The following is a 25,365-nucleotide window of genomic DNA, read 5'->3' on the forward strand; positions in this document are numbered from 1 at the left end:
GCCAACCACCCGAGAGGACACTGGGTTGACCAACAAGCTTCGCGTCGCCATGATCGGCCACGGCTTCATGGGCGCGGCACACTCCCAGGGCTGGCGAGTCGCCGCCCGATTCTTCGACCTCGCGGTCGAGCCCGAGATGACCGTCGTGGTGGGGCGGGATGCCGAAGGCGTCGCGGCCAACGCACGCAAGTGGGGCTGGGCCGAGAGCGCGACCGACTGGCGCGAGGTGATCGCGCGTGAGGACATCGACGTCGTCGACGTCGTCACACCGGGCGACACGCACGCCGAGATCGCGATCGCCGCACTCGAGGCCGGCAAGCACGTCCTCTGCGAGAAGCCGCTCGCGAACACCGTCGCCGAGGCGGAGGCGATGACCGCCGCAGCCGAGCGGGCGGCCGAGCGCGGCATCCGCTCCATGGTGGGATTCACCTACCGTCGGGTGCCGGCGACGACCTTCGCCCGTGATCTCGTCGCGGCGGGGCGGATCGGCGAGATCCGTCAGGTGCGCGCCGAGTATCTGCAGGATTGGCTGATGGACGCCGAGGCGCCGCTCACCTGGCGCATGCAGAAGGACAAAGCCGGGTCAGGTGCACTCGGCGACATCGGCGCCCACGCCGTGGATCTCACCGAGTACATCACCGGTCAGCGGCTGGCGACAGTCTCGGGCATCCTCGAGACGCTCGTCTCGGAACGCCCCCTCCTTGGAGAGGGGATCGGACTCTCCGGCACCGCCTCCAGCGAGCGCGGCGCCGTGACCGTCGACGATATCGCGCTGTTCACCGGACGACTCGACTCCGGCGCGCTGGCCTCGTTCGAGGCGACGCGATTCCGCACCGGCCGCAAGAACGCGCTGCGCATCGAGATCGCCGGGTCGCTCGGCGCCATCTCGTTCGACCTCGAGCGCCTCAACGAGCTCGACTTCTACGACGCGACCCTGCCCGAAACGGAGCTCGGCTTCCGGCGGATCCTCGTCACCGAGCATGACCATCCCTACCTTGCGCCGTGGTGGCCGACGGGTCATATGCTCGGCTACGAGCACGGCTTCTCCCACCAGGTTTACGACTTCGTCTCGGCGATCGACAGCGGCAGCCAGCCGCTCCCGTCGTTCGCGGACGGGCTGCACGTGCAGCGCGTCCTCGATGCCGTCGAGCGCAGCTCGGATGCCGGGAGCATTTGGACGCCGGTCGGCGACTGACCTCGCGACCTGGCAAGACCCTGACGTTGAAAGGACACCGCAATGACGCGACCCATCACCCTCTTCACCGGCCAGTGGGCCGACCTGCCGCTCGAGGAGGTCGCCCGACTCGCCTCCGAGTGGGGGTACGACGGCCTTGAGATCGCCTGCTGGGGCGACCACCTCGACCCGTGGCGCTGGGACGAGCCTGGCTATGTGGAAGGCAAGCTCGAACTGCTCGAGCGTCACGGCCTGAAGGTCTGGGCCATCTCGAACCACCTCAAGGGACAGGCGGTCTGCGACGACCCGATCGATCAGCGGCACCGCGACATCCTCTCCGACCAGGTGTGGGGCGATGGTGACCCCGAAGGGGTGCGCCAGCGCGCCGCCGAGGAGATGAAGCACACCGCCCGGCTCGCGGCGAAGCTCGGGGTCAAGACGGTCGTCGGGTTCACCGGCTCGAGCATCTGGAAGTACGTTGCGATGTTCCCGCCGGTGTCGCAGGAAGCCGTCGACGCCGGCTACCAGGACTTCGCCGACCGCTGGAACCCGATCCTCGACGTCTTCGACGAGGTCGGCGTTCGCTTCGCGCACGAGGTCCACCCGAGCGAGATCGCCTACGACTATTGGACGACTGTCCGCACCCTTGAGGCGATCGGGCACCGCAAGACGTTCGGGCTCAATTGGGACCCGTCGCACTTCATCTGGCAGCAGCTGAACCCGGTCGACTTCATCCTCGAATTCAAAGACCTCATCTACCACGTGGACTGCAAGGACGTGAAGCTCAACCTCGGCAACGGCCGCAACGGTCGGCTCGGCTCGCATCTCGCCTGGGCGGACCTGCACCGCGGCTGGGACTTCGTCTCGACCGGGCGCGGCGATGTGCCGTGGGAGGCCTCCTTCCGCGCGCTGAACGCGATCGGCTACGACGGCCCCATCTCGGTCGAGTGGGAGGACGCGGGCATGGATCGCCTGCTCGGCGCCCCCGAGGCGCTCGAATTCGTCAAGAAGAACGCCTTCGCCGCACCCGAGGCTGCGTTCGACGCCGCCTTCAGCAGTCGCTGATCCGGACGGCGGTGGACGGATGCCGCGCCCCGGCGTGCCGCGACAGCTCAACCTGAGCGCGCGCCGGCGGCGAGGCAGTATCGTCTGGCCATGACGACGGTGCCTCCCGGCTGGTACGACGACGGCCATGGCGGAACGCGGTGGTGGGACGGCAGTCAGTGGACCGAGCATGTCGCCCTGCCTCAGACCACAGCCCCGACGCTCAGTCCCTACTGGGGAGGCGACCCTGCCGCCGCCGCTCCTGCAGTCACGCCGAAGTCACGGCTGTGGATCGTGTGGGTGGTTCTCGGGGTCATCCTCCTCGGCGCAGGGCTCATGTATCTCTTCGGTGTCTTCAGCGTGCTGTCGTCCACCTCGGGGGAGTCGTCCGGCGCGGTCCCGAGCGAAGTCATCACCGATGAGCCGGCCGCCGAAGAGCCCACGGCCGATCAGCCTGATACCCCGGATGAGCAGGCGGCCGTCGATGCCGTCGAGCGGTACAACGAGGCGTGGCTCACCGGCGACTGCGACGCCTTCTTCGAGACCACGACCTCGGAGTTCCGTGCGGGAATGGACCTCACCGATTGCGCCGAATTCGCCGCTGCATCCGAGGACTTCGCCGGCTCGGTCGACGACTACGGGACGTTCATCCGCGGCGCCGTGACCTTCGGTGTGTGGATCGCCGTGTCGACGACCGAGACGTATTCGAGCACCTACGACGACAACGGCAATGACCTGGGTGTGTCTGTCGACTACGAAGATCGGTTCCAATATCAGCTGTGGAGGTCGGATGCTGGGGGCTGGGCGATCGACGCAATCGTCGATGATTGAGTCCGCTGCGCGCCCCAGGCTCTCGGCCACGAACGGCCGCCTCTGACCTCGAAGGCGCGGCCGATAGTCTTGCCGACGTGACGACGACACCCGCGGGCTGGTACGACGACGGACACGGCGCCGTCCGCTGGTGGAACGGCGTGCAGTGGAGCGAGCACACCCGCGAGGCCACGGGAGCGGCGGCATCCGCTTCGGCCCACTACGGCGGGGCTCCCGGTGGGCCCTACCTGCCCGCTCCGCCGTCGCCGCATCGGAAGTCGAACCTGTGGGTGATGTGGATCGCGATCGGCGTCCTGGCCCTCGGGATCGTGATCAGTGCGGCCGTCTACCTGCCGATGCTCATCGTGGGCGCGGTCGAGGATTCCGTCCAGTCGGACGACGCCGACACCCAGGCCGCGGTCGCAGCCGTCAACACCTACGACGAGGCATGGGATGAGGCGAACTGCGACAAGTACATGGGCTCGACCACGGCCGCGTTCCGCGACGAGATCCAGCTGCCGGACTGCGGGAGCTTCGAGGAGCAGGCCAGGTACTTCAACGACACGACTGACGACTACGTGCTCGAAGTGACCGACGTCCAGCAGGACGACGACGCCCAGGTCGTCGTGTCGACCACCGAGACCTACCAGGCGACCGTCGACGACTCGGGCGCGCCGCTGCCCGAGCCGGAGCAGGTCGAAGAGCACTGGTCGTACACCGTCATCCCGGCCGACGGCGGTTGGGCCATCGACGCCGCGAACAGCAACTGAATCGTGTCCGAGGCAGCTCCGCGCGCCGCGAAGACACCCGCGTTCATCGTGGCGTGCCTCGGCATCGGCCTGCTGGCAGGCCTCATGTCGGGGCTGTTCGGCGTCGGCGGGGGAACGGTCATCGTGCCGCTGCTCGTGCTGATCCTGAAGTTCGACCAGCGGCTGGCTGCCGGCACTTCGCTGGCGGCGATCGTGCCGACCGCGACCGTCGGGGTGATCTCGTATGCCGTGCACGGCTCGGTCGACTGGATCGCCGCCCTCCTCCTTGCGGCAGGGGCGATCGTGGGCGCGCAGATCGGTTCGTACCTGCTGCCGCGGGTGCCGATCACCGCACTGCGCTGGGGGTTCGTCGCATTTCTCGGTGCCGTCATCGTGACGCTCTTCCTGGTGGTCCCGTCTCGTGACGCCGAACTGGTGCTCGACGCGCTGACCGTCGTCGGCCTGCTTGCACTCGGTGTCGTGACGGGCATCCTCGCCGGACTGCTCGGTGTGGGAGGTGGCATCATCGTGGTGCCCGCGCTCATGCTCGTGTTCGGCACGAGCGACCTCATCGCCAAGGGAACGTCGCTGCTCATGATGATTCCGACCGCGGTGTCGGGCACGATCGGCAACGTGCGCCGGGGCAACGTCGACCTCGTCGCTGCGGCGCTCATCGGACTTGCCGCGTGCACGACGACGGCGCTCGGCGCGTGGATCGCCGTGCAGGTCGATCCCCTCGTGGCCAACATCCTCTTCGCGCTGTTCCTCACCGTGATCGCCGGGCAGATGGCGCTCCGGGCCGTTCGCGGACGGCGGCGCTGAGGCATCCCTCCCCGACGGGGCGCCAGCCCCCGGCTCGGTAGGATGGCACGGTGCCAGTGAACCCCGAACTCCTCGGCCGGACGTTTCCGCCGACGGCGCCCTACCTCGTCGGTCGTGAGAAAGTGCGCGAGTTCGCGCGCGCCGTCTTCGCCGATGACCCCCAGCACACCGACCCGGAGGTCGCCCGCTCGCTCGGCTACGCGGATGTCGTCGCCCCGCCGACCTTCGCGATCATCATGCAGGAGCTGACGCTGCAGCAGCTGCTCGCAGAGCCCGACTCGGGCATCGTCCTGTCCCACGTGCTGCACGCCGAGCAGCGGTTCGCCTACTCCCGGGCGATCGTCGCCGGCGACGAGCTCACCGCGGCGCTCACGGTCACCGGCCTCCGCACGATCGGTGGCAACGCGATGGTCACGAGCGAAGCCGCGATCACCGATGCCGCAGGGGCGCACGTTGCGACCGCGACATCCATCCTTCTGGTCGGAGAGGGCGAGTGATGGCCGAGCTCACCGTCGGCGATGTGGTCGCCGAGCGCACCGTGCATCTGACCCGCGAGTCGCTGGTGCGCTACGCCGGCGCCTCAGGCGACTTCAACCCGATCCACTACCGCGATGACGTCGCCGCCGCCGTCGGGCTTCCCGGAGTGCTGGCGCACGGGATGCTGACGATGGGTCTGTCTGTCTCGACCATCGTGGCGTGGCTGGGCGACTCCGGACGCCTCGTCGAGGTCGGCGTGCGCTTCACCCGCCCGGTCGTCGTCGATCCCGAGTCCGGTGCCGACCTCACGGTCGTCGCCAAGGTCGGCGCCGTCGACGCCGAGACCGCCCGCATCGATCTGACGGTGACCCACGGCGAGACGACTGTGCTCGGCAAAGCGCAGGCGCGCGTTCGTCTCGCCTAGATGATGCCCGAAGTCGAGCCTGTTCCGCTTGCGCGGCTGACGACGCTGCGCACCGGCGGCGCCCCGGAGCGCATGATCGAGCCGCTCACCGCCGATGAGCTGGTCGATGCCCTCCGTGAGGTGTGGGCAGGCGGCGAGCCGTGGCTCGTGCTCGGCGGCGGATCGAACCTCTTCGTCGGCGACGCGCCGTTCGAGGGGACCGTCGTGCGCGTGCGGACGACCGGAATCGAGCGGATGCCGTCGCCTCGGCCGGGATACGTACGCCTGCGGGTGGAGGCGGGGCACAGCTGGGACGCGCTCGTCGCGTACGCGGTCGCCGAGGGACTGGCGGGCATCGAGGCGATGTCGGGCATTCCGGGCACCGTCGGCGCCGCGCCCGTGCAGAACATCGGCGCCTACGGCCAGGAGATCGTGCAGAGCCTCATCGAGGTCGAGCTCATCGACGAGCCGACGGGCGAAGTGTCGACCGTCTCCGCCGCCGATCTCGGTCTCGGCTTCCGCACGTCCGTGTTGAAGAACCACTACGGCTCCGTGCCGCTGCGGTCGGCGGTCATCCTCTCCGTCACGCTCGATCTCGCAGAGGTCGGCGCCGGCGCGCGGCCGATCGCGGGGGAGCAGCTCCGCGGCGCACTCGGCCTGCGGCCCGGTGAGGCGGTGACGCTGGAGTGGGTCCGCGACCACGTGCTGTCCACGCGCCGCGCCAAGGGCATGGTGCTGGACGACGCGGACCCTGACACGTACAGCGCGGGATCGTTCTTCCAGAACGCCATCGTCTCGGCGAGCTTCGCGCGCACGCTGCCCGTCGAGTGCCCGCGGTGGCAGGTCACCCCCGACCTCGACCCGGTGCTCGTGATCCCGCTGTCGGCCTACGACGGCTACGTTCCGGCGCCGACCGCGCGGGAGTCCGAGGTGAAGGTCAGCGCTGCGTGGCTCATCGAGCACGCCGGGCTGCGCCGCGGGTTCAAGATCCCGCGGTCGCGCGCGGCGCTGTCGTCGAAGCACGCGCTGGCGCTGACGAACCGCGGTTCGGCCTCCGCCGAGGAGATCGCCGAGCTGGCCCGGTTCATCCAGGGACGCGTGCAGTCCGAGTTCGGCCTGATCCTGCAGCCCGAGCCGGTGCTGGTCGGCGTCGAGCTGTAGGCGCGGTCCGGGTCAAGACGCGAAGAGCTCCTGCAGGCGCTTGATGCCCGCGAGCAGCGCCTCGTCGCCCAACGCGTACGACAGCCGGAGGTATCCCGACGGTCCGAACGCCTCACCGGGCACCACTGCGACCTCGGCGTCTTCGAGGATCAGGTCGGCCAGCTCGAGGCTCGTGGTCGGCGTCTTGCCCCGCCAGGTGCGGCCGAGCAGCCCGGTCACATCCGGGTAGACGTAGAAGGCTCCGAGCGGGTTCGGCACGGCGACGCCGTCGATCTTCGAGAGCTCGCCGACGATGAGCTTGCGGCGCCGGTCGAAGGCGACGCGGAACTCCTCCGCCTCGGTCTGCGGGCCGGTGAGCGCGGCCAGCGCCGCGCGCTGCGCGATGTTGTTGACGTTGCTCGAAAGGTGCGACTGGAGGTTCGCGGCGACCTTGATCGCGTCCTTGGGGCCGACCATCCAGCCCACGCGCCATCCGGTCATCGCGTAGGTCTTCGCGACGCCATTGACGAGGATCGTCTGGGCTGCGGCATCCGGAACCGCCTCGACGATCGAGACCGCTCGCGCACCCTCGTACGTGAGGTTCTGGTAGATCTCGTCGGAGATGATCCAGATGCCGTGCTCAACGGCCCACTCGCCGATCGCCTGGGTCTCTTCTGGCGTGTAGACGGCACCGGTCGGGTTCGAGGGCGACACGAAGACGAGCGTGGTGGTGCGGGAGGTGCGCGCCGCCTCGAGCTGCTCGACGGTCACCTTGTACTCCTGGTCGGCACCGGCGAACACCTCGACGGGCACGCCGTCGGCGAGGGCGATGGCCTCGGGGTAGGTGGTCCAGTAGGGCGCGGGCAGCAGCACCTCGTCGCCCGGGTTCACCACCGCCTGGAACGCCTGGTACACGGCCTGCTTGCCGCCGTTGGTGACGATGATCTGGGATGCCTCGACCTCGAGCCCCGAGTCGCGCAGCGTCTTCGCGGCGATCGCTTCGCGCAGCACGGGGAGACCTGCGGCCGGGGTGTAGCGGAAGTTCGAGGGGTCGCGGAGGGCTTCAGCGGCGGCATCGACGATGAACTGCGGGGTCGCGAAGTCGGGCTCGCCCGCCGCGTAGCTGATGACGGGGCGGCCGGCGGCCTGGAGCGCCTTGGCCTTGGCATCGACCTTGAGTGTCGCCGATTCGGCGATGGCGGACAGCTTGCGGGAGAGCGGAGCGCGTTCAGTCACGCCTATGAGGTTACCGGCCGAACCCGGCCCGCGCTCAGGCGGGAGGTCTGCGCCGGCCCGACAGCAGGTCTGTCGCGCGCACGCCGCCCAGCGAGTACCTTGGGGGGCATGGGCGCATGGATGTGGGGCGCCGTCGTCATGGCCATCGTGCTCATCGTCGCCGGCGGAATCACCTGGTGGATCGCCAATGGATGCAAAGTGGCGATCATCGGCGCGGTCGGCGCGATCCTCGGAGGACTTGCCGCGCTCGCCTGCCTCGCGATACTGATCGATCCTGAGGCGGCACTGCGGGTGTCTCCGATCCTCACCGTGATCTCCGCGGTGTGGCTGCTGTCCTGGGCACTCGCGAGCGGTATCCGCGCACAGCGCCTCGCGCGCGAAGCACCGGCACCCGTCGCGCCCGCTCAAGCGCGACCGGCGGCGGGACTCGCCGACAGCGAGCCCGCGCACCAGTCCCGCGTCTGACGCGATCAGGCCAGGTCGAGCGGCCACGCCGGCCGGAGCTCGATGATCCCGGACGTGGACATCGGATGCCGCGACGCGATCTCGATCGCCTCTTCGAGGTTCTCGCACTCCAGGATGTCGAAGCCCGCGATCCATTCGTGCGTCTCGGCGAAGGGCCCATCGGTGACGATGACCTTGCCGCCTCGGCGCCGCACCGTCTTGGCCTCCGCGGGCGGGCGCAGCCGGTCGCCGTCGGTCGCGTGACCACTGCCGTAGGTCTCGTCGACCCACTCCTCGATCGAGAGGGGCGGGTCTTCCTCGGGTGCGAGATCTGGGTCGACCACGACGAGCATGAGGTATTTCATCGCGCTGTCCTTTCCGTTGAGTGACGCTACGTGAAGGGCGTCGATCCCGACATGGCGGGATCGACAGAACGCGAAAGAAATTCCCCGTGCACTCGGTGGTGGACTGACGGATGCCCCGACCCGGCCGGGTCGGGGCATCCGGCGCTGCTCAGTCGACGTCGACCAGGTAGCGCGAGTACGCGTTGAGCGTGAGGAACGCGGGGAAGTCGGCACCGAGCGCGACCTCGCGGAACACCTCGGCCGCATCGTCGAAGCGGTCGCCTGCCGTCCGCTGCGTCCCGCCCAGCACCTGCTCGATGAGCCCCTCGACGTAGTCGCGCGTGATCGGGGTGCCGTCGTCGGTCGTGCGGTCCTGATGGATCCACTGCCACACCTGGCTGCGCGAGATCTCCGCGGTGGCGGCATCCTCCATGAGATTGTCGATGGCGACCGCACCCAGCCCGCGCAGCCAGGCCTCGAGGTAGCGGATGCCGACCGACACGTTGCCCTGTACGCCTGCCGCAGTGATCGGGCGGCCGATGTGCACATCGATCAGGTCGGCGGCCTTCACGTCGACATCGTCGCGTTGGCGGTCGAGCTGGTTGGGCCGGTCGCCGAGGACGGCATCGAACTCCGCCCTCGCCGTGGGGATCAGGTCGGGATGCGCGACCCACGTGCCGTCGAAGCCGTCGGCGGCCTCGCGCTTCTTGTCGGCGGCGACCTTCTCGAACGCGCGCTGCGTCACCTCAGGGTCGCGGCGATTGGGGATGAAGGCGCTCATGCCGCCGATCGCGAAGGCGCCCCGCTTGTGGCAGGTCTGCACGAGCAGTTCGGTGTACGCCCGCATGAATGGCACCGTCATCGTGACCTCGCTGCGGTCGGGGAGCGCGAACCGCGCCCCACGCCCGCGGTAGTTCTTGATGATCGAGAAGATGTAGTCCCAGCGTCCGGCGTTCAGGCCCGCGCAGTGATCGCGCAGCTCGAAGAGGATCTCGTCCATCTCGAACGCCGCAGGCAGGGTCTCGATCAGCACCGTGGCGCGGATCGTGCCGTGCGCGATGCCGAGGTGCCGCTCGCTGAACGTGAAGACGTCATCCCACAGCTTCGCCTCCTCGCTGGATTCGAGCTTGGCGATGTAGAAGTACGGGCCCCGGCCGTTCGCGATCAGCTGCTTCGCGTTGTGGAAGAAGTAGAGTCCGAAATCGACGAGCGAGCCGGATGCCGCGAGCCCGCGTCCGGAGCGGTCGATGAACCGCAGATGCTGCTCCATCAGGTGCCAGCCGCGCGGGCGCATCACGATGGTCGGCGTCCGCTCGGCAGTGACCTCGTAGGTCTTGCCTTCCGGGCTCGTGAAGCGCAGCCGCCCTCGGATCGCGTCGTGGAGCGAGAGCTGCCCCTCGATGACGTTCCGCCAGGTGGGGGAGGTGGCATCCTCCTGGTCGGCGAGCCAGACCTTCGCGCCGGAGTTCAGCGCATTGATCGTCATCTTCGGGTCGGTCGGTCCGGTGATCTCCACCCGGCGGTCCTCGAGCCCGGGGCCCGCGCCCGCGACGCGCCACTCGGCGTCGTCGCGGATGTGGGCGGTGTCATCGCGGAACCGCGGGTCGTGCCCGTTGCCGACCTCGAAGCGGCGGCGCTGGCGATCGGCGAGCCGGTCGTGCCGGCGTCCCGCGAACCGATCGTGCAGCTCGGTGAGGAACGCGAGTGCGTCCGGGGTGATGATCTCGTCGTAGCGCTCGCGCATGGTGCCGAGCACTTCGATCGACGGGGTGTGGGTGGTCGTCCTGGGCGGAGAGCCCGTGTGTGTGATGGTCATGATCTGTTCTCCGGTCTGGTCAGTGGAACTGCTGGGCCTCGGTGGATCCCACCAGGGCGAGGGTGACGCTGTCGGGGTTGAGTGCGGTCGACACCCGGTCGAAGTAGCCGGTTCCGGCTTCTCGCTGGTGCTTGGTCGCGGTGTAGCCGCGTGCCTCGGCGTCGAACTCGGCTTCCTGCAGTTCGACGTACGCGCTCATGGCGCGCTCGGCGTAGCCGCTGGCGAGGTCGAACATCGAGTAGTTCAGGGCGTGGAAGCCGGCGAGCGTGATGAACTGGAACTTGTAGCCCAGGTCAGCCAGCTCCTGCTGGAAGGTCGCGATCTGCTGATCGTCGAGGTGGCGTTTCCAGTTGAATGACGGCGAGCAGTTGTAGGCCAGCAGCTTGCCGGGGAACCGCTCATGGATCGCCGCCGCGAACGCGCGAGCCAGCTCGATGTCGGGCTCGCCCGTCTCCACCCACAGCAGGTCGGCGTACGGCGCGAACGCGAGACCCCGGCTGATGACCGCGTCCAGGCCTGGGGTCACCCGGTAGAAGCCCTCACTGGTGCGCTCGCCGGTCGTGAACTCCTGGTCCCGCTCGTCGACGTCGCTCGTGAGGAGGTCCGCCGCGAGGGCATCCGTGCGGGCGATGATGACCGTCGGCACGCCGGCGACGTCGGCGGCGAGCCGAGCGGCGTTCAGGGTGCGGATGTGCTGCTGCGTCGGTACGAGCACCTTGCCGCCGAGATGTCCGCACTTCTTCTCGCTCGCGAGCTGGTCTTCCCAGTGGATGCCGGCGGCGCCGGACTGGATCAGCGACTGCGCGAGTTCGTAGGAGTTGAGCGGTCCGCCGAAGCCGGCCTCGGCATCCGCGACGATCGGAGCGATCCAGTCCTGGGTGATGTCGCCCTCGGCGTGCTCGATCTGGTCCTGCCGGATCAGCGCGTTGTTGATGCGACGGACGACGGCCGGGACGGAGTTCGCGGGGTACAGGCTCTGGTCGGGGTAGGTCTGGCCGGCGAGGTTGCCGTCGGCGGCGACCTGCCAGCCGCTCAGGTAGATCGCCTTCAAGCCAGCGCGCACCTGCTGGACGGCCTGACCTCCGGTGTAGGCGCCGAGCGCCCGGATGTAGTCCTCGGTGTGCAGCAGGTTCCACAGGTTCTCGGCGCCGCGCTGGGCGAGGGTCGACTCCTCGCGGACCGAGCCGCGCAGCGCGACGACATCATCGGCGGTGTAGGTGCGCTCGATGCCGTCCCAGCGCGGGTCGGTCTCCCAGACCTCCTGGAGCTCGGCGGCGGTCTGCGTCTGGTCGCCCGCACGGAGGGGCGGCTGGCCGGGGGTGGCGTGGATCGTCATGTCGGTTCTCCTCGAATCGCTGGTCGTGTCACCACACTGTGTGAAGTTCGAGCGGTGTCATGGCCAAAGCGGATGTGAAGATCCAGACTTCTTCTGCTTTCGTGACAGAATGCTGTCATGAATACCGGAGCCGCGGGTCACCTGGACGCGAACGTGGAGTCAGATGAAGAGGTGGATCCCCTCACCCTCGGCCGACGCATCCGTCAGCTGCGCACCCAGCGCGGCCTGACCCTGGACCAGCTCGCTGCGGCCGTCGAGCGCGCGCCCAGTCAGCTCTCGATGATTGAGAACGGGCACCGCGAGCCGAAGCTCACGCTGCTGCGTGCGATCGCTCGGGCGCTCGGAACGACACTGGATGCCCTGCTGGAGTCGGAGCACCTCGACGAGCGAGCCACCCTGGAGATCGCACTCGAGCGTGCCATGAAGGGTCAGACGTTCCAGGCGCTGGGCATTGCTCCCTTCCGCATCGGCAAGGCCGTGCCGACCGAGGCGCTCAGCGCGATGCTCGCGCTGCAGGCCGAGATCGACCGCCTTCGGGACGAGCGCGCCGCGACCCCCGAGGAAGCCCGCCGCGCCAACCTCGCCCTGCGGCGGCTCATGCGCACGCAGAACAACTACTTCCCCGAACTAGAGCAGCAGGCGCGGGCGCTCCTCGCCGCCGTCGACCACCCGGGTGGTCCGCTCACGCAGCGCACGGCATCCGACATCGCCGGCCATCTGGGGTTCACCCTGCATTACGTGCCGGATCTGCCGCAGACCACTCGTTCCGTGGCCGACATCAAGAACGGCCGGCTGTACCTCTCGAGCCGGCTGACCGCGAAGGGCGACCCCCGGACCGCGGTGCTGCAGGCCCTGTCCAGCCGAATCCTCGGCCACCGGGAGCCGACCGGCTACGCGGAGTTCCTCCGGCAGCGAGTGGAGACCAACTACCTCACCGGTGCGCTGCTCATCCCGGAATCGCACGCCGTGCCGTTCCTGCAGGATGCGAAGAAGGACAAGGCGATCTCGATCGAAGATCTCCGCGACGCCTACTCGGTCTCGTACGAGACCGCCGCGCACCGCTTCACGAATCTCGCGACGGTGCAGCTCGGCATCCCGGTGCACTTCCTGAAGGTGCACGAGTCCGGCACGATCACGAAGGCGTACGAGAACGACGACGTGAACTTCCCGACCGATCGGCTCGGCTCGATCGAGGGACAGCTGTGCTGTCGCCGCTGGACGAGTCGCGCCATCTTCGACGTCGACGACCACTTCAAACCGTACTACCAGTACACCGACACGGGCAACGGCACCTACTGGTGCACGGCCCGGGTCGAGGCATCCAGCGAAGGCGCCCACTCGGTCAGCGTCGGAGTGCGCTTCGACGACACGCGCTGGTTCATCGGCCGCGACACCCCGAACCGCGGGGTGTCGAAGCACTCGGTCGAGGTGTGCTGCCGACGGCCGCCGGCCGACCTCGAAGAGGCGTGGCGCGACCAGTCCTGGCCGAACGTCCGCACACCGCGCACGCTGCTGGCGACGCTCCCCACTGGCGCGTTCCCGGGGGTCGACACGACCGACGTCTACGAGTTCCTCGAGGCGCACGCCCCGCGCTGACCACCGGTTCGGCGCGCTTCGCGCCTCTCCTCCGCTGAGCGGAGGGGCAGGGCGCAGGGGAGGAACAGGCACCGGGTTTCGGCCCTCCGCTGGACCGATACCCTCCGCTCAGCGGAGGTGCGACGGTCCGGGAGCGCCCGTCTCGGGGCTGACGACCCGGCGGTTCACCTCGCCGCGACCTGCAGGGCCGCCCAGAGGTCGGCGCGGGCTGCGAACGAGGCGAGATCGGCGCCGAGCAGGGTCTGGGCGAGCCCGATGCGTGCGCGCACGGTGTGCCGGTGCACTCCGAGCGTCGTGGCCGCCGCGTCTATCCGCGCATCCTGCTCGAGCCACACCCGCACCGTCTCGATGAGCGCCGAGCCGTGGGCCTCATCGTGCTCGCGCAGCGGGGCGAGTCGGGCCCCCGCGAGCGAGCGAGCGGCGTCCGAGTCGAGGGCGGAGAGGATTCCGGATGCCGCGACCTCGGCGAACCTCGTGACCTGTCGGGTTCCGCGGTGCAGGGCGGTGGTTGCCTGAGCATGGGCCTGGGTGAAGGCCGCATACGACATCGGCTCGGAGATGCCGACGGAGGCGCCGAACAGCTCCGCGAGCTCGACGAAGACATCCTCGTCCCGCGCGACGACCAGCAGGCCGTCCTCGGTGCGACCGAAGAAGACCCCGCCTTTGCGCTCGGTCGCGCGCACGGCGAGCCACTCCGCCACCGCGTCCGACCGGGCGGTCGCGGCATCCGTCATCGCCACGCGCACCGGCGCGGCCGGGAATCCGTTCCACAGCTCTCGCGAGATGCGCCGGGCAAGCGCCGGGTCGCCGGTCATGAGCGACTGGACGAGCCCCGCGCGCAGCAGGCCGTGCGCGCGGGCCAGGCTCTGCTGCTGCTCGAGCGCGAGGCCCGCCATCGCCACCACCGACGTCACGACGGTGCGGCCCTCCTGATCGAGGTCGCCGGTGGCGATCGCGATGACGCCGCGCAGGTGACCGCCTCGGCCGAGGGTCTGCAGCGAGAAAGGCGTGTCGCCGAGCCGCAGCGATGAGCCCGCTCGGGCACCCCGGCGCAGGACGGCGCCGGCTTCGGCGGTGATCCCGTCGAGCACCTCGGTCGTGAGGGCTCCGGCCGGGTGCTCGCGGCTGAGGGCTCCCGCCGCGTCGAACATGCCGACCCACGTGTCGAGCTGCCGGGCGAGTTCGGCGAGCGTCGCACCCAGCCCGTCGGGCCGGAGCGCGGCGAGCGAGATGGCGCGCTGTGCGGCGAGCGCCCAGCTGCGCCGTGCGTACGACTGGGCAGCGATCGCCTCGCCGTTCGCGCGCGCCAGGGCGATGAACGGGGTGCGATAGGGCACCTCGAACAGCGGCATCCGCTCCGCACGACAGGCGTCGGCGAGGGCCGGCGGGATGCCGTCGCGCACCACTTCGGTGCCGAACCCGAGGCCGAGCACTCCCCGCTCGGCGAGGCGGCGCACGTAATCGGCGTAGTCCTCGTCGCTCGCATCGCGGAACTGCGTCCCCGTCGTGAGCAGCGCGAGGCCCTCGGAGAGGAACGGCGTCGGATCGGCGAGATCCGAGCTGTGCACCCAGCGGATAGAGCGATCCAGCGCACCCGGCGCAAGGTCCGCCTCGCCCGACTCGAGTCGCAGATGCAGCTCGCGTCGCCCGAGGAGGGCACGCAGTGTGGGTTCTTCGATCGCCGCGACCACGGACACCTCCCAAGAGCTGTACGAGGTGTACAGCCACCGTTCGAGAATGTACACCGAGGCGAGTGCGGGTGCCGCGTCCGAATACGTACGCTCACGAGCATGAGTGCACTAGACACCCTGACCGCGCCCCCCGTCGGCGGACCCTCGCTTCCCCAGGAACGGCGCCTGGTCACCAGCATCCCCGGTCCTCGCTCCCAGGAGCTGCTCGATCGCAAGGCCGCCGCAGTGGCGGCCGGTGTCGGCCACACGGCGCCGATCGAGGCCGTCGCCGCCGGCGGCGGCGTCATCGTCGACGCGGACGGCAACTCGCTCATCGACCTCGGGTCGGGCATCGCCGTGACGACGATCGGCAACGCCCATCCCAAGGTCGTCGCCGCGGTGCAGGCGCAGGTCGCCCAGTTCAGCCACACCTGCTTCATGATCTCGCCGTACGAGTCCTACGTCGCCGTCGCCGAGGCGCTGAACCGCATCACGCCGGGTGACCACGAGAAGAAGAGCGCCCTTTTCAACTCGGGCGCCGAGGCCGTCGAGAACGCGATCAAGATCGCCCGCAAGTTCACCAAGCGCTCGGCGGTGGTCGCGTTCGATCACGGCTACCACGGCCGCACGAACCTCACGATGGCCCTCACCGCGAAGGCGATGCCGTACAAGAGCGGCTTCGGCCCGTTCGCGTCGGAGATCTACCGCGCGCCGATGTCCTACCCCTTCCGCGATGGCCTCTCCGGGGCGGATGCCGCGAAGAAGGCCATCTCGATCATCGAGAAGCAGGTCGGCGCCGACAACCTCGCGGCCGTCATCATCGAGCCCATCCAGGGCGAGGGCGGCTTCATCGTCCCCGCCGAGGGGTTCCTCCCGGCGGTCGTGGAGTGGTGCCGCGCCAACGGCGTCGTCTTCATCGCCGATGAGATCCAGACCGGCTTCGCCCGCACCGGCGCGATGTTCGCGTCGGAGCGCTTCGGCATCGTCCCCGACCTCATCACGACGGCCAAGGGCATCGCCGGGGGACTGCCGCTCGCAGCGGTCACCGGACGCGCGGAGATCATGGATGCCTCGCACTCCGGCGGCCTCGGCGGCACCTACGGCGGCAACCCGATCGCGTGCGCGGCTGCCGTCGCGGCGATCGAGGTGTACGAGACCGAGGGGCTGATCGAGCGGGCGAACGAGATCGGCGCGATCCTCACCGACCGGCTCAGCGCCCTGCAGGCGACCGACGCGCGGGTCGGCGACGTGCGAGGCCACGGCGCGATGATCGCCGCGGAGTTCGTCGACCCGGCGACGGGGGAGCCCGATGCGGCGCTGACCGGCGCGGTGGCGAAGGCGTGCATCGCCCAGGGCGTCATCGTGCTGACCTGCGGCACCTACGGAAACGTCATCCGGTTCCTCCCGCCGCTGTCGATCCCGGACGCCCTGCTGCACGAGGGCATCGACGTCGTCGCCGAGGCGCTGGCCGCGGCCTGACCGAACAGAAACCTGGTCGCTGAGCCTGTCGAAGCGTCCGCCATGAGAACGCTCGGCCCTTCGACAGGCTCAGGGACCGACCACCAGCCAGACGAAGGAGTCAGAATGACGGAGATCACGAGGGACGTCGTCATCATCGGCGCGGGCGCAGCCGGAACCACGGCCGCCAACGAGCTGAAGAAGGCGGGCCTGTCGGTCGCGGTGCTGGAAGCGCGCGACCGGGTGGGCGGCCGCCTCTGGACCGACGTCATCGACGGCGCCATGCTCGAGATCGGCGGCCAGTGGGTCTCGCCCGACCAGGACGCACTCATCGAGACGATCGAGGACCTGGGGCTCGAGACGTTCAGCCGCTACCGCGACGGCGACAGCGTCTACGTCGGCCCCGACGGTGTCACGCACAGGTTCACGGGGGAGATGTTCCCCGTCGCGCCGGAAACGGAGCGCGTGATCGCCGAGATCACCGAGCGGCTCGACGCGATGGTCGCCGAGATCGACCCCGACCGCCCATGGGAGCACGCGAAGGCCGCCGAGTGGGACACGATCTCGTGGGATGCCTGGCTGCGAGCGCAGACCGACGACGATGAGGCGGTCCGCAACCTCGCCTTTGCCACCGGTTCGGCGATGCTCACCAAGCCGACCCATGCCTTCTCGCTGCTGCAGTCCCTGCTGATGGCAGCGAGCGCCGGGAGCTACTCGAACCTCGTCGACGCGGACTTCATCCTCGACAAGCGGGTCGTCGGCGGTCTTCAGCAGGTTCCGCTGCTCCTCGCCGAGCGCCTCGGCGACGACGTCCACCTCGGGCAGCCGGTGCGCACGCTGGAATGGTCGGATGCTTCGACAGGCTCAGCAACCGGGGTCACAGCGACCACCGATTCGCTGACGGTCCGAGCCAGGTATGCGATCCTCGCGCACGCCCCGGTGCTCTACAGCCGCATCCAGTTCGTCCCCGCCCTGCCGCGCCGGCAGCACCAGCTGCACCAGCACATCTCGATGGGCTTCGTCATCAAGGTGCACGCCGTCTACGACCGCCCGTTCTGGCGCGAGCAGGGGCTGTCCGGTACCGCGTTCAGCCCCTACGAGCTCTCCCACGAGGCCTACGACAACACCAACCACGGCGACGAGCACGGCACCCTCGTCGGCTTCGTCTCCGACCAGCACGCCGACGACGTATTCCTCCTCTCCGCCGACGAGCGCAAGGAGCGGATCCTCGAATCCCTCTCCCACTACTACGGACCCGAGGCCAAGAACCCGATCGTCTACTACGAGAGCGACTGGGGCAGCGAGGAGTGGACCCGCGGCGCCTACGCCGCGAGCTTCGATCTGGGCGGCCTCGCCCGCTACGGCGTCGACCAGCGCACGCCCGTCGGTCCGATCCACTTCGCGTGCAGCGACATGGCCGGCGCCGGCTACCAGCACGTCGACGGCGCCATCCGCATGGGCCGCTTCGTCGCCGCCGCGATCGTCGAGAGGGACCGCACATGACCGGGCGGATCGTCGTCGGCTACATTGCGACCAAGGCGGGGAAGGATGCCGTCACCCTCGCGGCGCGGCTGGCCGCGGCATCCGGATCCGAACTCCACATCGTGCAGGTGCTGCCCGCGGACAGCCGGAGCGTGATCACGCCGCCGGACGCGAGCTACGACCGCTACATCACCGCGCAGGCGGAGCTGTGGCTGGCCGAAGCCGCCGCGAGCGTGCCGGCGGGCGTCGCCCATGAGGAGCACGTGCGGTTCGCCGACTCATTCGGCGAAGGCCTCGTGGCCGCAGCCGCTGAGCTGACGGCCACGCACATCGTCGTCGGGACGGCCAACGGCGGTCTGCGCGGCCGGCATCGCCTCGGCTCCACCACGTCCGAGCTGCTGCACAGCTCGGACGTGCCGGTCGTGCTGGCACCCAAGGGGTCGCGCAAGGTCGCCGCCTCCACCGGCGTCACCCGCCTGACCGTGGCGATCGGCACGCGCCCAGGTGCGGAGGTCCTCATCGGCGAGGCCGTCGCGCTCGCCGAGGCGACCGGCGCCTCGGTGCGACTGCTGTCCCTGGTCACCGTCGATCTGCCGCCGACCGTCGACACCGGCGTGATCCGCATCGCCGGCGCCGCGCACGCCGATCAGGTGCTCAAGACCGCGCAGGCGGCTCTCCCCGCCGACATCCCGAGCGAGGTCGTCGTCGGTCGCGGCGACAGCATCGAATCGGCGGTCGCGCACCTCGACTGGGAGCCGGGCGAGCTCGTGCTCGTGGGCTCCAGCCGCCTGGCCCAGCCGCGGCGGCTCTTCCTCGGCTCGACGGCGGCGAAGATGCTGCACGAGCTTCCCGTGCCGATGGTCGTCGTCCCTCGCACCATCACCCCTGAAGGAGAGCAATGAGTGCTCCCGCAGGCGCCCCGGCGCCCCTTGCCCCTACCACCGGCGAAGGTGCCGGCGGACTGTCCAAGAAGGGCCTGAGCGCCGGGACGGTCGGCCTCATCGGCGCGATCGTGATCGGCATCTCGTGCATCGCGCCGGCGTACACCTTCACCGCCGCCATCGGCCCGACGGCATCCGTCGTGGGCGCCCAGATACCGGCGATCATCCTCGTCGGCTTCATCCCGATGCTGCTGGTGGCGTTCGGCTACCGCGAGCTGAACAACCGGATGCCCGACTCCGGCACCTCGTTCACCTGGGCGGCCCGCGCGTTCGGCCCGTGGATCGGATGGCTCGCCGGCTGGGGCCTGATCGCCGCCACCATCCTCGTGCTGTCCAACCTCGCCGGGGTCGCGGTCGACTTCCTGTTCCTGCTGCTCTCGCAGATCACCGGCAATGAGGCCCTCGCCGACCTCGCGAGCGTGACGTGGATCAACATCACGGTGTGCCTGCTGTTCATGCTCGGTGCGACCTTCATCTCGTACCGCGACATGCAGACCACCCAGAAGCTGCAGTACGTGCTCGTCACCTTCCAGGTCGTCGTGCTGATCTTCTTCGCGGTCGCGGCGATCGTGCAGGCCGTCAACGGCAACGCCTTCGACTTCATGCCGTTCGACTGGGCGTGGTTCAACCCGTTCGCGGTGTCATCGTTCAGCGCTTTCGCTGCCGGCCTGTCGCTGTCGATCTTCATCTTCTGGGGCTGGGACGTCACCCTCACGATGAACGAGGAGACCAAGAACCCGGAGAAGACCCCTGGTCGCGCCGCGACCGGGACTGTGCTCATCATCGTCCTGCTGTACCTGCTGCTGGCCGTCGCGATGATCATGTTCGCGGGCGTCGGCACGGGGGAGTTGGGCCTGGGCAACGAGCAGATCCAGGAGAACGTCTTCTTCCACCTGTCCGGTCCGATCCTCGGCCCGCTCGCGTTCCTCGTCTCGCTCGCGGTGCTCACCAGCTCCGCGTCGTCGCTGCAGTCCACCTTCGTCGGACCGGCGCGCACGCTGCTCGCGATGGGCCACTACGGGGCGCTGCCGCCGGCGTACGCCAAGGTGAGTCCCCGCTTCTTCACCCCCGGGTACGCGACCATCGTGTCGGCCGTCGTCGCGTCGGTGTTCTACGCCGTCATGCGGGTCGTGAGCGAAGACACCCTCTGGGACACGATCCTCACCCTCGGCATGATGATCTGCTTCTACTACGGGCTGACGGCGTTCGCCTGCGTGTGGTACTTCCGCAAGCAGTGGTTCGACTCCGTGCGCAACGTGTTCTTCACGTTCCTGTTCCCGCTCGTCGGCGGCGTCATCCTCGCGGTGCTGTTCTTCACGACCCTGATCGACTCGATGGACCCTGCCTACGGCAGCGGCTCGCAGATCGGCGGGATCGGCATCGTGTTCATCCTCGGGATGGTCATCATCGGGCTCGGGATCGTCATCATGATCTGGCAGGCGATCAAGCGGCCGGCCTTCTTCCGCGGCGAGACCCTCGCCATGGACGCACCCCCGAGCGCCCGCAAGGCGCGACAGACTGTCTGAAGACGAATCGGAGATACGGATGAGTGATTACGCGGTCGTCAACCCCGCCACGGGCGAGACGCTGGCCACCTACGACACGCTGACCGACGCGCAGCTGGATCAGAAGATCGGGACTGCGGATGCCGCCTTCCGCGACTGGCGCGTGACGCCCGTCGCCGAGCGGGCCACGCTGCTGCGGCGCGTCGCCGAACTGCATCGTGAGCGCCGTGACGAGCTCGCCGCGACGATGGTGCGCGAGATGGGCAAGCCGCTCGCCGCGGCGCTCGGCGAGGTCGACTTCGCCGCGGACATCACGGAGTTCTACGCCGACAACGTCGACAAGATCACCGGCGACCAGCCGTTCGACATCCTGGGCGAGGGCACCGCGCTGATCCGGCGCTCGCCGATCGGGGTGCTCCTGGGCATCATGCCCTGGAACTTCCCGTACTACCAGGTCGCGCGATTCGCGGCGCCGAACCTCGCGATCGGCAACACGATCCTGCTCAAGCACGCCTCGCAGTGCCCGGCTTCGGCGGCCGCGATGGAGGAGATCTATCGGGACGCCGGCCTGCCGGAGGGCGCGTACGTCAACCTGTACATCACGAACGATCAGGCCGCCGATGTCATCGCCGACCCGCGGGTGCAGGGTGTCTCGGTGACCGGCTCGGAGCGCGCCGGCGCGGCCGTCGCCGAGGTGGCCGGACGCAACCTCAAGAAGGTCGCGCTGGAGCTCGGCGGCTCCGACCCGTTCATCCTGCTGTCCACCGACGACCTCGACGGTGCGGTCCAGGCCGCCGTGGATGCGCGACTGGACAACAACGGGCAGTCCTGCAACGCCGCCAAGCGCTTCATCGTGGTCGACGGGCTGTACGACGAGTTCCTGGCGAAGTTCACCTCGGCCATGAGCGCGGCGAAGGTGGGCGACCCGTTCGCCGAGGACACCGTGCTGGGGCCGCTGTCGTCGCTCATCGCGGCCGAGCGCCTCGCCGAACAGGTCGACAAGGCTGTTGCCCAGGGCGCGACGCTCGTCACCGGCGGTACCCGCGACGGCGCGTACTACCCGGGCACGGTGCTGACGGGCGTCACCGGCGACATGGACGCCTACCGCGAGGAGTTCTTCGGGCCGGTCGGGGTCGTCTACAAGGCTGCGGGGGAGGACGAGGCGGTCGCCATCGCCAACGACACCACCTTCGGCCTGGGCTCGTACGTGTTCACGACCGATCCGAAACAGGCGGCCCGCGTCGCCGAGAAGATCGAGGCGGGCATGGTCTACGTCAACCTCGTGCTGGCGGACTCGCCGGAGCTTCCCTTCGGGGGAGTGAAGCGCTCGGGCACCTCGCGTGAGATGGGCCTGCTGGCGGCGGACGAATTCGTCAACAAGAAGCTCATCCGCGTCGCCGGATAGATCGTTTTCACGGCGATGCCCCTGCCGCGAGACCGAGCATCGCGGCAGGATGGAGACGTGGATGCGAACGAGTCCGGCGTGAACCCCCTCGTCAGTCTGACCGTGGCGGAATGCTGGCGCCTGATCTCCGGCCAGGAGCTGGGTCGCCTCGTGTCGCACGTCGGCGATGTCCTCGACATCTTCCCGGTCAACTACGTGACGGATGGCGAGACGATCGTCTTCCGCACGGCCGAGGGCAGCAAGCTCTTCGAGCTGATGGTCAACGACGAGGTGCTGTTCGAGGTCGACGATCACACGGACACCGATGCCTGGAGTGTCGTCGTGCGGGGGAGCGCGCAGCGGCTGGAGACGAGCGAAGACGTCGCCGCGGCCGACGAGCTCCCACTGCGGCCCTGGCTGCCCACGCTCAAGTACAACTACGTGCGGATCCGCCCGTCCGGCGTCTCGGGCCGCAGCTTCCATCGTGCGCCTGAACCCGATCGCTACGGCATCGCCGACTACTAGCTGGACCGGGCTCGGTTCGCGGCTCGGAGAGCCATGCCGTACACTTGAGAGTGCAGTTGAAGTCTGCATTCTTTCGCCGTGCCCGGGGATACGGGCAACACCCCTCACTGTCAGGACACGGCGCAGGACTGCGGGCGACCTTGGGCCAAAAGGCCTTAGGGCGGTAGCTCAATTGGCAGAGCAGCGGTCTCCAAAACCGCAGGTTGCAGGTTCGATTCCTGTCCGCCCTGCGCGTCAGCGGAAGCTGACACACGGAAGGTAATCAGGTGGGTTCGATGGTTCAGGACGAGCCGAAGGGCGAGGTCGTCGCGAAGAGCGCCGCACCCCGCGAGAAGAAGCCGAACGTTTTCTCTCGCATCGCGCTGTTCATCCGTCAGGTGTTCGCCGAGCTTCGCAAGGTCATCACGCCGACACGCCAGGAGCTGGTGAAGTTCACCGGTGTCGTGCTGGGATTCGTCGTTGTGATGATGGCGATCGTCTACGGCCTCGACCTGTTGTTCGTCTGGCTGACCACTGTCGTCTTCGGTGTGCCGGCGGGGGCGTAGTACCCACTGAGCCACAGCGCGGGCGCACGTCCAGGCGCCCACGAAACGGAAGAGAACGAAGTGTCTGAAAGATATGTCGACGACGCCGATTGGGCGACGGCCGCCGAGCAGTCCTCGGAAGACGACGAGGCCCAAGAGGGCAACGTCCTGGCCGAGGAGGAGCGCTCTGTCGAGCCTGCTGAGCACGCGGCCCTGCACGTGGTCGACGACGGGGCCGGCGACGACCTCGCTGACCTTGACGACATCGACATCGACGACCCGGAGGCTGACGCGATCGTGAACGACGCGCTGAACATCGACGAAGCTGCGGAGGCGGAAGCCGCCGCGGAGGTCCTCAACGACTCACTGGCTGAGGAGCAGGCCGCGCGTGAAGCCGCCGCTGCCGACACCGTGTCGCGCTACGACGGCCCCGACGTGAACGGCGAGCCCGACGCATCCGTCCTCGATGAGGACTTCCTCGGCGAAGAATCGGATGCCGCCGCCGACGTCCAGGACGGCGCCGAGGAGTCCGACGAGGACGCCGAAGAGGACCCGTACGAGGCCTTCCGTGCCGAACTGCGCACCCTGCCAGGCAAGTGGTTCGTCATCCACTCCTACGCGGGCTTCGAGCGCAAGGTGAAGGCCAACATCGAGCAGCGCAAGTCGACGCTCGAGGTCGAGGAGGAGATCTACCAGGTCGAGGTCCCCATGGAGGACGTCGTCGAGATCAAGAACGGCCAGCGCAAGATGGTCACGCGCGTGCGCATCCCCGGCTACGTGCTGGTGCGCATGGAGCTCACCGAAGACACCTGGTCGGTCGTCCGGCACACCCCCGGCGTCACGGGCTTCGTGGGCAACGCCCACAACCCGACTCCGCTGCGTTTCGAAGAGGCCTTCAACATGCTGAAGAGCCTCGTCGAGATCAAGGAGGTCGTGACCGCCAAGTCGGGCACCGCCAAGCGCGGCGGCACTGCCGTCTCGCGGGTGCTCCCGGCCGAGGTCGACTTCGAGGTCGGCGAGACCATCACGATCAAGGAGGGCTCGTTCGCGGGTCTTCCCGGCACGATCAGCGAGATCAAGCCCGAGAGCGGCAAGCTCACGGTCCTCGTCTCGCTCTTCGAGCGCGAGACCCCGGTCGAACTGTCGTTCGACCAGGTCACGAAGCTCTAGCCACCACAAGACTTCCCGAGGCTCGTTCTCGGGGGAACCGCGGTCCGGAATGGCCGGGCGCGCGGGAGAACGGACACTCGACAGGTCACTGAGCCCGTCGAAGTGCCGGTCGAATGAGAGGAAAAGGAACATGGCACCTAAGAAGAAGGTGACCGGCCTGATCAAACTCCAGATCAAGGCTGGCGCCGCCAACCCGGCACCGCCGATCGGGCCCGCGCTCGGTCAGCACGGCGTCAACATCATGGAGTTCTGCAAGGCCTACAACGCCGCCACCGAGGCGCAGCGTGGCAACGTCATCCCCGTCGAGATCACCGTCTACGAGGACCGCAGCTTCACGTTCATTCTCAAGACGCCCCCGGCGGCTGAGCTGATCAAGAAGGCCGCAGGCGTCGCCAAGGGCTCGCCGACCCCGCACACGACCAAGGTGGCCAAGCTCACCAAGGCACAGGTGCGCGAGATCGCCGAGACCAAGCAGCCCGACCTGAACGCGAACGACATCGAGGCCGCCTCGAAGATCATCGCCGGCACCGCCCGCTCCATGGGCATCACGGTTGAGGACTGAGGGGAATAACGAAAATGGCTACCAAGTCCAAGGCCTACCAGGCCGCAGCCGCGAAGATCGAGGCTGACAAGTTCTACACGTCCACCGAGGCCGTCGCGCTTGCGAAGCAGACCGGTTCGGCGAAGTTCGACTCGACCGTCGAGGTCGCGCTCAAGCTCGCTGTCGACCCGCGCAAGGCGGACCAGATGGTGCGCGGCACCGTCATCCTCCCGCACGGCACCGGCAAGACCGCCCGCGTCATCGTGTTCGCCACCGGCCCGGCAGCTGAGGCTGCCATCGCCGCCGGTGCGGACGAGGTCGGCGGCGCCGAGCTCATCGAGAAGGTCGCCGCAGGCTGGACCGCGTTCGACGCGGCAGTCTCGACGCCCGAGCTCATGGGCCAGGTCGGTCGTCTCGGCAAGGTGCTGGGCCCCCGCGGCCTCATGCCGAACCCGAAGACCGGCACCGTGACCCCCAACGCGGCCAAGGCCGTCGAGGAGATCAAGGGCGGCAAGATCGAGTTCCGCGTCGACAAGCACGCCAACGTGCACTTCGTCGTCGGCAAGGTCTCGTTCTCGGCCGAGCAGCTTGAGGCGAACTTCAACGCTGCGCTCGAGGAGATCGTGCGTCTGAAGCCGTCGAGCTCGAAGGGCCGCTACATCCAGAAGGCTGCGGTGTCGACCACGTTCGGCCCCGGCATCCCGCTGGACGTCAACGCGCTCTGACCTGCAATCGCGTGAAGAGGCTCCACCTTCGGGTGGGGCCTCTTCTGCG

General features: G+C 68.7%; 25 protein-coding genes and 1 tRNA gene. 21 read left to right on the top strand and 5 right to left on the bottom strand.

Translation table 11 applies throughout. The features are described from left to right. Positions 1 to 49 precede the first annotated feature (49 nt). The 8 genes from ACXJ3V_RS04650 (at position 50) to ACXJ3V_RS04685 (ending at position 6,640) form a co-directional block, all read left to right on the top strand. Positions 50 to 1,195 carry a Gfo/Idh/MocA family protein gene (locus ACXJ3V_RS04650; protein ID WP_457099421.1) on the top strand — a complete coding sequence of 382 codons (1,146 nt, stop codon included), beginning with the start codon at positions 50 to 52 and terminating at the stop codon, positions 1,193 to 1,195. A 42-nt stretch (positions 1,196 to 1,237) separates the two neighbouring features. Beyond that, positions 1,238 to 2,239, top strand: a complete 1,002-nt coding sequence (locus tag ACXJ3V_RS04655; protein WP_457099091.1) for a sugar phosphate isomerase/epimerase family protein — start codon at positions 1,238 to 1,240, stop codon at positions 2,237 to 2,239. A gap of 90 nt (positions 2,240 to 2,329) precedes the next feature. Next, positions 2,330 to 3,049 (top strand): DUF2510 domain-containing protein, encoded by a 720-nt coding sequence (locus ACXJ3V_RS04660; protein WP_457099092.1) that lies wholly within the window; start codon positions 2,330 to 2,332, stop codon positions 3,047 to 3,049. 77 nt (positions 3,050 to 3,126) lie between these two features. After that, positions 3,127 to 3,798, top strand: coding sequence for a DUF2510 domain-containing protein (locus tag ACXJ3V_RS04665; RefSeq protein WP_457099093.1), 672 nt, complete (start codon positions 3,127 to 3,129; stop codon positions 3,796 to 3,798). Positions 3,799 to 3,801: 3 nt separating this feature from the next. Then, the gene (locus ACXJ3V_RS04670) at positions 3,802 to 4,599 is read left to right on the top strand and encodes a sulfite exporter TauE/SafE family protein (protein WP_457099094.1); all 798 of its coding nucleotides are present in this window, start codon (positions 3,802 to 3,804) and stop codon (positions 4,597 to 4,599) included. A 50-nt stretch (positions 4,600 to 4,649) separates the two neighbouring features. Beyond that, positions 4,650 to 5,096, top strand: a complete 447-nt coding sequence (locus ACXJ3V_RS04675) for an FAS1-like dehydratase domain-containing protein (protein WP_457099095.1) — start codon at positions 4,650 to 4,652, stop codon at positions 5,094 to 5,096. Next, positions 5,096 to 5,500: a MaoC/PaaZ C-terminal domain-containing protein gene (locus ACXJ3V_RS04680; protein ID WP_457099096.1), complete on the top strand. Its 405-nt coding sequence runs from the start codon at positions 5,096 to 5,098 to the stop codon at positions 5,498 to 5,500. The genes ACXJ3V_RS04675 and ACXJ3V_RS04680 overlap by 1 nt, the downstream gene beginning before the upstream one ends. Before the next feature lie 3 nt (positions 5,501 to 5,503). Continuing rightward, the gene (locus tag ACXJ3V_RS04685; RefSeq protein ID WP_457099422.1) at positions 5,504 to 6,640 is read left to right on the top strand and encodes a UDP-N-acetylmuramate dehydrogenase; all 1,137 of its coding nucleotides are present in this window, start codon (positions 5,504 to 5,506) and stop codon (positions 6,638 to 6,640) included. A 12-nt stretch (positions 6,641 to 6,652) separates the two neighbouring features. Here ACXJ3V_RS04685 and ACXJ3V_RS04690 read toward each other — a convergent pair whose 3' ends face one another. Continuing rightward, entirely contained in the window at positions 6,653 to 7,855 is a 1,203-nt protein-coding gene (locus ACXJ3V_RS04690) for a pyridoxal phosphate-dependent aminotransferase (protein ID WP_457099097.1), read from the bottom strand. 108 nt (positions 7,856 to 7,963) lie between these two features. On the opposite strand from ACXJ3V_RS04690, the gene ACXJ3V_RS04695 reads away from it, so the two are divergent. Then, a complete protein-coding gene (locus ACXJ3V_RS04695; protein WP_457099098.1) occupies positions 7,964 to 8,320 on the top strand; it encodes a hypothetical protein in 357 nt (118 codons plus the stop codon). A 5-nt stretch (positions 8,321 to 8,325) separates the two neighbouring features. On the opposite strand, the gene ACXJ3V_RS04700 is transcribed toward ACXJ3V_RS04695, so the two are convergent. From ACXJ3V_RS04700 to aceA, 3 genes are all read right to left on the bottom strand, one after another. After that, positions 8,326 to 8,664, bottom strand: a complete 339-nt coding sequence (locus tag ACXJ3V_RS04700; protein WP_457099099.1) for a YciI family protein — start codon at positions 8,662 to 8,664, stop codon at positions 8,326 to 8,328. A gap of 148 nt (positions 8,665 to 8,812) precedes the next feature. Further along, positions 8,813 to 10,459 carry a malate synthase A gene (gene aceB, locus ACXJ3V_RS04705; RefSeq protein ID WP_457099100.1) on the bottom strand — a complete coding sequence of 549 codons (1,647 nt, stop codon included), beginning with the start codon at positions 10,457 to 10,459 and terminating at the stop codon, positions 8,813 to 8,815. A 19-nt stretch (positions 10,460 to 10,478) separates the two neighbouring features. Next, a complete protein-coding gene (gene aceA, locus ACXJ3V_RS04710) occupies positions 10,479 to 11,795 on the bottom strand; it encodes an isocitrate lyase (RefSeq protein WP_457099101.1) in 1,317 nt (438 codons plus the stop codon). A 117-nt stretch (positions 11,796 to 11,912) separates the two neighbouring features. Between aceA and ACXJ3V_RS04715 the strand changes: the two genes are divergently transcribed. Continuing rightward, a complete protein-coding gene (locus ACXJ3V_RS04715) occupies positions 11,913 to 13,391 on the top strand; it encodes a helix-turn-helix domain-containing protein (protein WP_457099102.1) in 1,479 nt (492 codons plus the stop codon). 164 nt (positions 13,392 to 13,555) lie between these two features. Here ACXJ3V_RS04715 and ACXJ3V_RS04720 read toward each other — a convergent pair whose 3' ends face one another. Next, the gene (locus ACXJ3V_RS04720) at positions 13,556 to 15,136 is read right to left on the bottom strand and encodes a PucR family transcriptional regulator (RefSeq protein WP_457099103.1); all 1,581 of its coding nucleotides are present in this window, start codon (positions 15,134 to 15,136) and stop codon (positions 13,556 to 13,558) included. Between the two features lie 45 nt (positions 15,137 to 15,181). On the opposite strand from ACXJ3V_RS04720, the gene gabT reads away from it, so the two are divergent. From gabT to rplA, 11 genes are all read left to right on the top strand, one after another. Continuing rightward, entirely contained in the window at positions 15,182 to 16,540 is a 1,359-nt protein-coding gene (gene gabT, locus ACXJ3V_RS04725) for a 4-aminobutyrate--2-oxoglutarate transaminase (RefSeq protein WP_457099104.1), read from the top strand. 105 nt (positions 16,541 to 16,645) lie between these two features. Beyond that, positions 16,646 to 18,022: a flavin monoamine oxidase family protein gene (locus ACXJ3V_RS04730; protein WP_457099105.1), complete on the top strand. Its 1,377-nt coding sequence runs from the start codon at positions 16,646 to 16,648 to the stop codon at positions 18,020 to 18,022. After that, complete coding sequence (locus ACXJ3V_RS04735; protein ID WP_457099106.1) at positions 18,019 to 18,903, top strand: universal stress protein; 885 nt, start codon at positions 18,019 to 18,021, stop codon at positions 18,901 to 18,903. The genes ACXJ3V_RS04730 and ACXJ3V_RS04735 overlap by 4 nt, the downstream gene beginning before the upstream one ends. Further along, a complete protein-coding gene (locus ACXJ3V_RS04740) occupies positions 18,900 to 20,468 on the top strand; it encodes an APC family permease (protein ID WP_457099107.1) in 1,569 nt (522 codons plus the stop codon). The genes ACXJ3V_RS04735 and ACXJ3V_RS04740 overlap by 4 nt, the downstream gene beginning before the upstream one ends. A 19-nt stretch (positions 20,469 to 20,487) precedes the next feature. Beyond that, complete coding sequence (locus tag ACXJ3V_RS04745; protein ID WP_457099108.1) at positions 20,488 to 21,852, top strand: NAD-dependent succinate-semialdehyde dehydrogenase; 1,365 nt, start codon at positions 20,488 to 20,490, stop codon at positions 21,850 to 21,852. Positions 21,853 to 21,909: 57 nt separating this feature from the next. Then, positions 21,910 to 22,356 carry a pyridoxamine 5'-phosphate oxidase family protein gene (locus ACXJ3V_RS04750; RefSeq protein WP_457099109.1) on the top strand — a complete coding sequence of 149 codons (447 nt, stop codon included), beginning with the start codon at positions 21,910 to 21,912 and terminating at the stop codon, positions 22,354 to 22,356. A 157-nt stretch (positions 22,357 to 22,513) separates the two neighbouring features. Continuing rightward, a tRNA-Trp gene (locus tag ACXJ3V_RS04755) sits at positions 22,514 to 22,586 on the top strand. A gap of 45 nt (positions 22,587 to 22,631) precedes the next feature. Then, positions 22,632 to 22,901 carry a preprotein translocase subunit SecE gene (secE, locus tag ACXJ3V_RS04760; RefSeq protein ID WP_457099110.1) on the top strand — a complete coding sequence of 90 codons (270 nt, stop codon included), beginning with the start codon at positions 22,632 to 22,634 and terminating at the stop codon, positions 22,899 to 22,901. A gap of 60 nt (positions 22,902 to 22,961) precedes the next feature. Next, entirely contained in the window at positions 22,962 to 24,050 is a 1,089-nt protein-coding gene (gene nusG, locus ACXJ3V_RS04765; protein WP_457099111.1) for a transcription termination/antitermination protein NusG, read from the top strand. A gap of 130 nt (positions 24,051 to 24,180) precedes the next feature. Beyond that, positions 24,181 to 24,612 (top strand): 50S ribosomal protein L11, encoded by a 432-nt coding sequence (gene rplK / locus ACXJ3V_RS04770; protein ID WP_457099112.1) that lies wholly within the window; start codon positions 24,181 to 24,183, stop codon positions 24,610 to 24,612. Between the two features lie 14 nt (positions 24,613 to 24,626). Further along, positions 24,627 to 25,316 (top strand): 50S ribosomal protein L1, encoded by a 690-nt coding sequence (gene rplA, locus ACXJ3V_RS04775; RefSeq protein WP_457099113.1) that lies wholly within the window; start codon positions 24,627 to 24,629, stop codon positions 25,314 to 25,316. Positions 25,317 to 25,365: the final 49 nt, after the last annotated feature.

The organism is Microbacterium sp. P5_E9 (assembly GCF_054049175.1).

Bases quoted from the DNA above. Each gene is read 5' to 3' on its own strand.
- ACXJ3V_RS04650 (WP_457099421.1), top strand. From the start codon at position 50: ATGATCGGCCACGGCTTCATGGGCGCGGCACACTCCCAGGGCTGGCGA.
- ACXJ3V_RS04655 (WP_457099091.1), top strand. From the start codon at position 1,238: ATGACGCGACCCATCACCCTCTTCACCGGCCAGTGGGCCGACCTGCCG.
- ACXJ3V_RS04660 (WP_457099092.1), top strand. From the start codon at position 2,330: ATGACGACGGTGCCTCCCGGCTGGTACGACGACGGCCATGGCGGAACG.
- ACXJ3V_RS04680 (WP_457099096.1), top strand. From the start codon at position 5,096: ATGGCCGAGCTCACCGTCGGCGATGTGGTCGCCGAGCGCACCGTGCAT.
- ACXJ3V_RS04685 (WP_457099422.1), top strand. From the start codon at position 5,504: ATGCCCGAAGTCGAGCCTGTTCCGCTTGCGCGGCTGACGACGCTGCGC.
- ACXJ3V_RS04695 (WP_457099098.1), top strand. From the start codon at position 7,964: ATGGGCGCATGGATGTGGGGCGCCGTCGTCATGGCCATCGTGCTCATC.
- ACXJ3V_RS04700 (WP_457099099.1), bottom strand. From the start codon at position 8,664: ATGAAATACCTCATGCTCGTCGTGGTCGACCCAGATCTCGCACCCGAG.
- aceB (WP_457099100.1), bottom strand. From the start codon at position 10,459: ATGACCATCACACACACGGGCTCTCCGCCCAGGACGACCACCCACACC.
- aceA (WP_457099101.1), bottom strand. From the start codon at position 11,795: ATGACGATCCACGCCACCCCCGGCCAGCCGCCCCTCCGTGCGGGCGAC.
- ACXJ3V_RS04715 (WP_457099102.1), top strand. From the start codon at position 11,913: ATGAATACCGGAGCCGCGGGTCACCTGGACGCGAACGTGGAGTCAGAT.
- gabT (WP_457099104.1), top strand. From the start codon at position 15,182: ATGAGTGCACTAGACACCCTGACCGCGCCCCCCGTCGGCGGACCCTCG.
- ACXJ3V_RS04730 (WP_457099105.1), top strand. From the start codon at position 16,646: ATGACGGAGATCACGAGGGACGTCGTCATCATCGGCGCGGGCGCAGCC.
- ACXJ3V_RS04735 (WP_457099106.1), top strand. From the start codon at position 18,019: ATGACCGGGCGGATCGTCGTCGGCTACATTGCGACCAAGGCGGGGAAG.
- ACXJ3V_RS04740 (WP_457099107.1), top strand. From the start codon at position 18,900: ATGAGTGCTCCCGCAGGCGCCCCGGCGCCCCTTGCCCCTACCACCGGC.
- ACXJ3V_RS04745 (WP_457099108.1), top strand. From the start codon at position 20,488: ATGAGTGATTACGCGGTCGTCAACCCCGCCACGGGCGAGACGCTGGCC.
- secE (WP_457099110.1), top strand. From the start codon at position 22,632: ATGGTTCAGGACGAGCCGAAGGGCGAGGTCGTCGCGAAGAGCGCCGCA.
- rplK (WP_457099112.1), top strand. From the start codon at position 24,181: ATGGCACCTAAGAAGAAGGTGACCGGCCTGATCAAACTCCAGATCAAG.
- rplA (WP_457099113.1), top strand. From the start codon at position 24,627: ATGGCTACCAAGTCCAAGGCCTACCAGGCCGCAGCCGCGAAGATCGAG.